Raw genomic sequence first — 6,346 nt, 5'->3', positions numbered from 1 at the left:
GGGTTAGGGTGGGGGCTCGCGCCGCATCGGCAGTATCAGCGAGAAACTCGAACCAGCCTCAGCGCCCCACCCGCGTCCAGGTCTCGCCGCCGCAGATCGCGCCGACGCAGCCTTCGACCTTCAGCGTGTCCGGGCCCGCCAGCGAGACGCTGCTTGCATAGCTTGAGCCGTCGTCGGCGTTGTAGATCTGGCCCGACCATTTGTTGGGTGCGGTGGGCTGCATGCCGCTGAACAGCGGAAGGCCGATCATCGGCCGCTTCTTCAGCGCCGGATTGGGATTCTTGTCATCGACCTGAGGCTTGCCGGTCGCTTGATCGATCGTTTCTTTCAGCCCGACGATCACGCCGCAGATGCCGCCACCGCATTTGCTGACCTTTACCCGCGCATCGCCGGACTGCGTCAGCCAGACGCCGGTCGGCTCGCCGGCGCCTTGCGCGAAGGCCAGTGGGGCGGCCAGCAATGCCGCCGAGATCGCGATGACGAGAGTTTTTGTGCAAGCCATGAATCATTCCTTCGAAAAAGCAGGCTTGCATAGCAACAAATCAGATTTGCGCAACGTCAGATGGCGCGTTCTCGTTGCTTGCCGGTCATTTGTCCCAGCGGGTGAGGCAGATCGACAACGCCGTACCGAGGCCGTAAACGACCATCGCCGCGCCCACCAGCGCGAACAGCGTCCATGCCGGCGCGCCTGCCGAAGCCAGCCACCAGCCGCCGCCACCGACCATCAGCAATCTTGCGGTGCCGGCCATTACGGGACCGCCGACCTTCGCAGCACCCTGCGACGAGAAATAGAGGCTGACGCCCATCCCGAAAAAGGCGAACGCCGGGCCGGCCCAGACGAGATAGGAAGAGGCCGCGGCGGTGACGCCGGCGTCGCTGGTGAACAGCGAAACCCAGAGCGACGGCATTACGGCGACGATCAGCCCGATGGCGCCCACGGTGATGCCGGCGACGGCGCCCGCGATCCACGCCACCTGCCGCGCGCGCGTCACGAGACCCGCGCCCATAGCCATGCCGACCATCGGCACCGAGGCGACGCCGAATGCGAAGGCGATCGGCGTCAGCAAGAATTCCAGCCGCGAGCCCATGCCATAGCCGGCCAATGTCTCGGTGCCGTAGCCGGCGAGGATTTTGGTGAAGATCAGCACGGTGAGCACGGTCTGCAGCGGTGACAGGCAGGACACCGCGCCGACCTTGAGAATGTCGAAGAACATGTCGCGCTGGAATCTGAAGCCCTTGAAGTTGAGCACCAGCCGGCTGCGGCCGCTGACGAGGTGCCAGGTGAGGTACATGGCCCCGAGCGTGAAAGCGGTGAGCTGGCCCGCGGCAACGCCGCCCATGCCGAACTGGGGCAGGCCGAACAGCCCGAGGCCCAGTGCGCCGCCGACGGCAATCTGCACCAGCGCGGTGCCGATCAACGTTACCGATGGGATGCGCATGTCGCCGGTGCCGCGCACCACCGAGGCCAGCGTATTGACCAGCCAGATCGCAATCGCGCCGGAGAACAGCACGTGCGAATATTGCATCGCCTGCTCGAGCACGCCGCCGCGCCCGCCGAGCAGCGTGTAAAATGCGCGGGCGAAGGCCAGCATCGTCACCGTGAAGAACAGCCCGGCGCAGGCGCCGATCATCGCCGCATGCAGAGCCAGCGTCGCTGCGCGGTCGCGATCGCCTGCGCCGATCGCCCGGCTGATGGCGGAGGAAACGCCGCCGCCCATCGCGCCTGCCGACATCATCTGCGTCAGCATGACGAAGGGGAACACCAGCGCGATGCCGGCGAGCGGCTCGGTGCCGAGCCGGCCGATATACAAGGTCTCGGCGACCGCAACCAGCGTCGTGCCGACCATGGCGATCGCATTGGGAAGCGCGAGCGTCAACAATGTCGGCAGGATCGGCGAGGTGAGCAGGGCGTTGGTCGGAGCTGACGGGACCGCGGCGGGGCGCATGTCGAGGGGGGCGTCCATGGTCATGCGTCACGTCATCCAAATGAAATAGATTATGGATGACATATTATCCGGCCGGGCCGACGCAAGTCACCCCCGCGCCGCTGCAGGGGTCACCACGGCAGGCCGCATAGGTCGATGACGCCGTCGCGCGGTTTGCGGGTAAAATCGAACACGAACGGCGCCATGGCCTCGAAGCGAACCCGTCCCTCCGGCTGTTCGGCATAGACCTCGCCGTTGAACGCATGCCAGCCGCGCGCCTGATAGAATGCTTCATTGTGCGGCTCGCAGAACAGCATCGCAAAGCGCACCGCTTCGTGGTCGCGCAGGGTCCTGACAGCGGCATTCAGCGCCAGCGTCGCATAGCCGCGTCCCCGGCAATCCGCGCGGGTCGAGACGCCGCCAATGCCGCCGACATGAACTTTGCGCCCGTCCCAAGTGGCGTCACGGAAGTAGATGCCGACATGGCAGGCAAGTCCTGGGCTGGGCGAATCCTCCGGCGCGTCAATCAGCACGCGCAGATCGGCGTGGGCCCATTTGACGTGACCCCAGGGCAATTTTTCCACGACATCGCGCGGCCACACCGCGTTCATCAGCGGTTCGGCCCTCGGCCATGATGCGTCGCCGTTCAGGACGTCGATCTCGATACTCATGTCATTCCCTCGTCGCGGCGCCCTTATCCGTCATACGCTGGACGCGGAGCGGCGTTACGCAAGACCCCTGCCGTTTTGCCAAAATGCGGTGTTTAAGACCAATGGAACCTTCTATAAGGGTTCCCGTTAGACTTCGTCGTCTCCCATCAGTTCGGACATCACCCATGACCTTCACGCTGCCCAATCTCCCCTATTCCCACGACGCCCTTGCGCCCCACATGTCCAAGGAAACGCTGGAATATCACCACGACAAGCATCACCAGGCTTACGTGACCAACGGAAACAACGCGATCAAGGGGACCGAATTCGAAGGCAAGTCCCTGGAGGAGATCGTCAAGGGTTCGTTCGGCAAGAATCCGGCCGTGTTCAACAATGCCGGCCAGCACTACAACCACCTGCATTTCTGGAACTGGATGAAGCCGAATGGCGGCGGCAGCAAGCTGCCCGGCCGTCTGGAAAAGAAGATCACCGAGGACCTCGGCGGTCTCGACAAGTTCAAGGCCGATTTCGCCGCTGCCGGCGTCGGCCAGTTCGGCTCCGGCTGGTGCTGGCTGTCGGTCAAGAACGGCAAACTCGAAATCTCCAAGACCGCAAACGGCGAAAGCCCGCTGGTCTACGGCGCCACGCCGATTCTCGGCTGCGACGTCTGGGAGCACTCCTACTACATCGACTATCGCAACCGCCGTCCCGACTATCTGAAGGCGTTTTGCGATAATCTGATCAACTGGGACTATGTCGACGAGTTGTTCGGCAAGGCCGGAGCGTAAGCACGGTCATTCCGGGTTCGTCGCTTCGCGCCGTCCCGGAATGACAGCGGAGTGATATCGAAGGGGTGGTAGTGCGGCTACCGCCCCTTTATTTGGCGCAGTACTTTCAAGTTCTTGCGGGGAGGGCTCCTGTGCGGCACAACCACTCTGCCGGGATGATGCCGATGTGGAAAATGCCGCGATGAGCTATCTTTTGGTCTTTTTCGGCGGCGGCCTTGGCGCGTCGCTGCGCCATCTCATCAACCTCACCTGCGCCCGCTGTCTCGGCACCGGATTTCCCTGGGGTACGTTCATCATCAACATCACGGGCTCAACCGTGATGGGACTGATCGCGGGCTATCTCGCCTTCAAGGGTGAGGCGTCGCAGCCCTGGCGGCTGTTTTTGATGACCGGCGTCCTCGGCGGTTACACCACGTTTTCGGCCTACTCGCTCGATGCGGCGCTGCTCTACGAGCGCGGCGAGCTCGCCCTGGCGGCGCTTTATGTGGTCGGCTCTGTCGTGCTCTCGATTGCCGGGCTGTTTGCCGGCCTTGCGCTGGTCCGCCAGCTGACCTGAACCAACAGCCCGCCGAACGCAGCCCGCGTGACGTCCTCGCATGGGCATGCCTCTGCTGCGCATGGGTATGGTCCAGCTTCCGTTTGCTTCGCCACAAGGGCGGGACTAAGCAGGGTGAATTCGCTTCACCCGCCGACACGATCGCCTTGTCAGAACCTCCGATAAAAGATCCGTCGCCTGCCGACGACGCCGAACAGCGCCCGCGGCGCGCCCGCAAGCCGGTCGGCTGGTCGATGATCTTTATCGGCGCGCTCGTCGCGGTCAGCGCTACGCTGGTCTGGCGGCGCGACGGCATCGATGGCGTGCTCAGGATCCTCACCCACGATCTCTGGCTGTTCGGCGAAATCATCCCGCGCGTGCTGGCCGGCTGCCTGCTCGGCGGATTCATCGCGGAAATCCTGCCGCACGAAAAAGTCTCGCGATCGCTGGGGCCGTCTTCCGGCCTGAAGGGATTGCTGATCGGAACGGCGTTCGGCGCGATCCTGCCCGGCGGTCCCTTCACCGCCTATCCGGTGGCGGCGGCGCTGCTCACGGTCGGCGCCGATTTCGGCGCCACCATCGCGATGGTGGTGAGCTGGACACTGATCGGCTACGGCCGCGCGGTCGCCTGGGAATTGCCGATCCTCGGCACGGATTTCACGCTGTGGCGGATCGTGATCTCGCTGCCGATCCCGGTGCTTGCAGGCTGGCTCGGCCGCTTCGCCTTCGTGCGGATGTACCCGAAGGGCGAGCCTTCGTGACCGCCTCCGCACTGATCATCGACATCACCTTGTGGGGGTCGGTCGCTATCCTCGGCTTCATGGCCTGGCAGCGCGGCCGCGTCGTGCTGGTGTCGTCGGTGCGCGAAGGCAGCATGGACTTCATCAACATCGTGCCGCGCATTGCGCTCGGCGTGATCGGCTCGGGCTACATCGCAGCCGTCATTCCGCCGGAAGTCATCACCGGCTGGCTCGGCCCGGACAGCGGCTGGTTCGGCGTCTTGACGGCGGTGATCGCCGGCGCGGCGACGCCGGGCGGCCCGGTGGTCGGCTTCTCGATCGGCGCGGTGGCGTTGAAGGTTGGCGGCGGCTCGCCGCAGGTGATCGCCTATGTCGTCGCCTGGGCGCTGTTCGCCTTTCAGCGCATGATCCTCTGGGAAATCCCGTTCATGCCGGCGCGGTTCGTCTGGTTTCGCGCCGCCGTCTCGGTGCCGTTTCCGTTCCTGGCGGCAGCGATCGCGATGGTGATCGGGAAACCGTGATGGTGCACGCTAAAGGTGTTTTCTATATAAACATAAATCAGAGATCGGCAGAAATCCCGTAAATTACCGGATGAAGAGCTGGTTGCGTTCGTGAATATCGGCTAAGACTCGCCCCGTTGGGGCGGGACCAGCCAATGTAGGGGTGTACATGAAGAAGGGCGACGTAACCTGCCCAAACTGCGGGGCCGGCTTCAGACGGCTTGAGCTTTCGTCACAGGTTGGGGCCAAGGGCGAATATCACTGCCCTGCCTGCGATATGGCGCTGGAGGTCATGGACGGTAGCAAGCTCGTTGCCTATCGCCTCACGATCCAGCCTTCCACTCGGACCTTGAGGGCTTAGCGGGACCGCCTGCCTTGCTCTGAAATTCAGACGGTCCCTGCCAGCCACATCAATTGTCCTGCCCCATAGGCAGCGGCTGTAGCCAGCCAACGAAAGACAAGCAAACCAATTTAAAATCCTTATGACAGAGGTCGCCTCGGTTGGCGGCCTCTTCTACGGGCGCCTGCAATTAATTCCACTTGTCCGGTGGTGTCTCAGTTTGAAATGTCAGCGGCGTCGGCGGCGCTCGCCTTCCGGCGCATGATCCCCTTCATGCCGGCGCGGTTCGTCTGGTGCCGGAACCAACCGACCCAGCCGCATCAGCGCAACTTTTGCGGCAGCTAATGGTAGAAAAAACAACTATCGCGCTAATATATTGAAATACATCACCTAATTAACATGGCTGGCGCATGAGATTACGCCGCGATGCTGGCCGCGAGTGGTCATGGAACCGCCCTGTTCCCATCAGAATTCAGCTTTGGTTCCATTTCACTATTTTTTGTAAATAATTTTCGAGTGTCGAAAATGCGTACCCTCGGTATTTCCGCGATCGTCATGGCTGTCGGCCTGGCCGCACTGTCGATCATTTTCATCCAAATGGCTCACGGCGATGGATGGTCATCGGCCGGCTCTGCCTGCTCGATGGCCGAGAGCCTTTGCCGCCGCCCATCTCTCATGGCCATACCGGTCTTGGCGACGATGGCTTGGGGCCTGCTGTTGCTCACGGACAGGTAAGGCCGCCCCAATCGGCCGCGCTCAAGCGACGCGGTCTCCGTCATTGCTCTAGCGGAGAGAGAGCCGTTGCATACTGAGGCATAATCCCAGCCACGCTACGCTCCCTCCACCCTTGCGCGGGAGGGTGGGGGAG

Annotated in this window: 8 protein-coding genes; 5 read left to right on the top strand and 3 right to left on the bottom strand. The window is 63.0% G+C overall.

Annotated elements, in window-relative coordinates; translation table 11 throughout:
* Positions 1-58 precede the first annotated feature (58 nt).
* The 3 genes from GWE18_RS41590 to GWE18_RS41580 all read right to left on the bottom strand — a co-directional run bounded on the left by GWE18_RS41590 (position 59) and on the right by GWE18_RS41580 (position 2,596).
* Complete coding sequence (locus GWE18_RS41590; RefSeq protein ID WP_275191260.1) at positions 59-502, bottom strand: DUF2147 domain-containing protein; 444 nt, start codon at positions 500-502, stop codon at positions 59-61.
* 85 nt (positions 503-587) lie between these two features.
* Positions 588-1,970, bottom strand: coding sequence for an MATE family efflux transporter (locus tag GWE18_RS41585; protein ID WP_275191259.1), 1,383 nt, complete (start codon positions 1,968-1,970; stop codon positions 588-590).
* A gap of 86 nt (positions 1,971-2,056) precedes the next feature.
* A complete protein-coding gene (locus GWE18_RS41580) occupies positions 2,057-2,596 on the bottom strand; it encodes a GNAT family N-acetyltransferase (RefSeq protein ID WP_275191258.1) in 540 nt (179 codons plus the stop codon).
* Positions 2,597-2,760: 164 nt separating this feature from the next.
* Between GWE18_RS41580 and GWE18_RS41575 the strand changes: the two genes are divergently transcribed.
* The 5 genes from GWE18_RS41575 to GWE18_RS41555 all read left to right on the top strand — a co-directional run bounded on the left by GWE18_RS41575 (position 2,761) and on the right by GWE18_RS41555 (position 6,213).
* On the top strand, positions 2,761-3,363 hold the full coding sequence (locus GWE18_RS41575; protein WP_028350505.1) for a superoxide dismutase: 603 nt from the start codon (positions 2,761-2,763) through the stop codon (positions 3,361-3,363).
* Positions 3,364-3,544: 181 nt separating this feature from the next.
* Entirely contained in the window at positions 3,545-3,919 is a 375-nt protein-coding gene (gene crcB / locus GWE18_RS41570; RefSeq protein WP_275191257.1) for a fluoride efflux transporter CrcB, read from the top strand.
* 146 nt (positions 3,920-4,065) lie between these two features.
* Positions 4,066-4,659 (top strand): permease, encoded by a 594-nt coding sequence (locus tag GWE18_RS41565; protein WP_275191256.1) that lies wholly within the window; start codon positions 4,066-4,068, stop codon positions 4,657-4,659.
* 59 nt (positions 4,660-4,718) lie between these two features.
* Positions 4,719-5,159 carry a hypothetical protein gene (locus GWE18_RS41560; RefSeq protein ID WP_057855563.1) on the top strand — a complete coding sequence of 147 codons (441 nt, stop codon included), beginning with the start codon at positions 4,719-4,721 and terminating at the stop codon, positions 5,157-5,159.
* Between the two features lie 745 nt (positions 5,160-5,904).
* Positions 5,905-6,213, top strand: a complete 309-nt coding sequence (locus tag GWE18_RS41555) for a hypothetical protein (protein ID WP_275191254.1) — start codon at positions 5,905-5,907, stop codon at positions 6,211-6,213.
* The last annotated feature ends 133 nt before the right edge of the window (positions 6,214-6,346 follow it).

It is taken from the genome of Bradyrhizobium sp. CSA112, from assembly GCF_029051645.1.
Classification (GTDB): Bacteria; Pseudomonadota; Alphaproteobacteria; order Rhizobiales; family Xanthobacteraceae; genus Bradyrhizobium.
This window is presented reverse-complemented; position numbering and strand designations above follow the sequence as displayed.

What these genes read in the sequence shown, in the direction of transcription:
- GWE18_RS41590 (WP_275191260.1), bottom strand. Translation starts at nt 502, where the DNA reads ATGGCTTGCACAAAAACTCTCGTCATCGCGATCTCGGCGGCATTGCTG.
- GWE18_RS41585 (WP_275191259.1), bottom strand. Translation starts at nt 1,970, where the DNA reads ATGACCATGGACGCCCCCCTCGACATGCGCCCCGCCGCGGTCCCGTCA.
- GWE18_RS41580 (WP_275191258.1), bottom strand. Translation starts at nt 2,596, where the DNA reads ATGAGTATCGAGATCGACGTCCTGAACGGCGACGCATCATGGCCGAGG.
- GWE18_RS41575 (WP_028350505.1), top strand. Translation starts at nt 2,761, where the DNA reads ATGACCTTCACGCTGCCCAATCTCCCCTATTCCCACGACGCCCTTGCG.
- crcB (WP_275191257.1), top strand. Translation starts at nt 3,545, where the DNA reads ATGAGCTATCTTTTGGTCTTTTTCGGCGGCGGCCTTGGCGCGTCGCTG.
- GWE18_RS41560 (WP_057855563.1), top strand. Translation starts at nt 4,719, where the DNA reads ATGGCCTGGCAGCGCGGCCGCGTCGTGCTGGTGTCGTCGGTGCGCGAA.
- GWE18_RS41555 (WP_275191254.1), top strand. Translation starts at nt 5,905, where the DNA reads ATGCTGGCCGCGAGTGGTCATGGAACCGCCCTGTTCCCATCAGAATTC.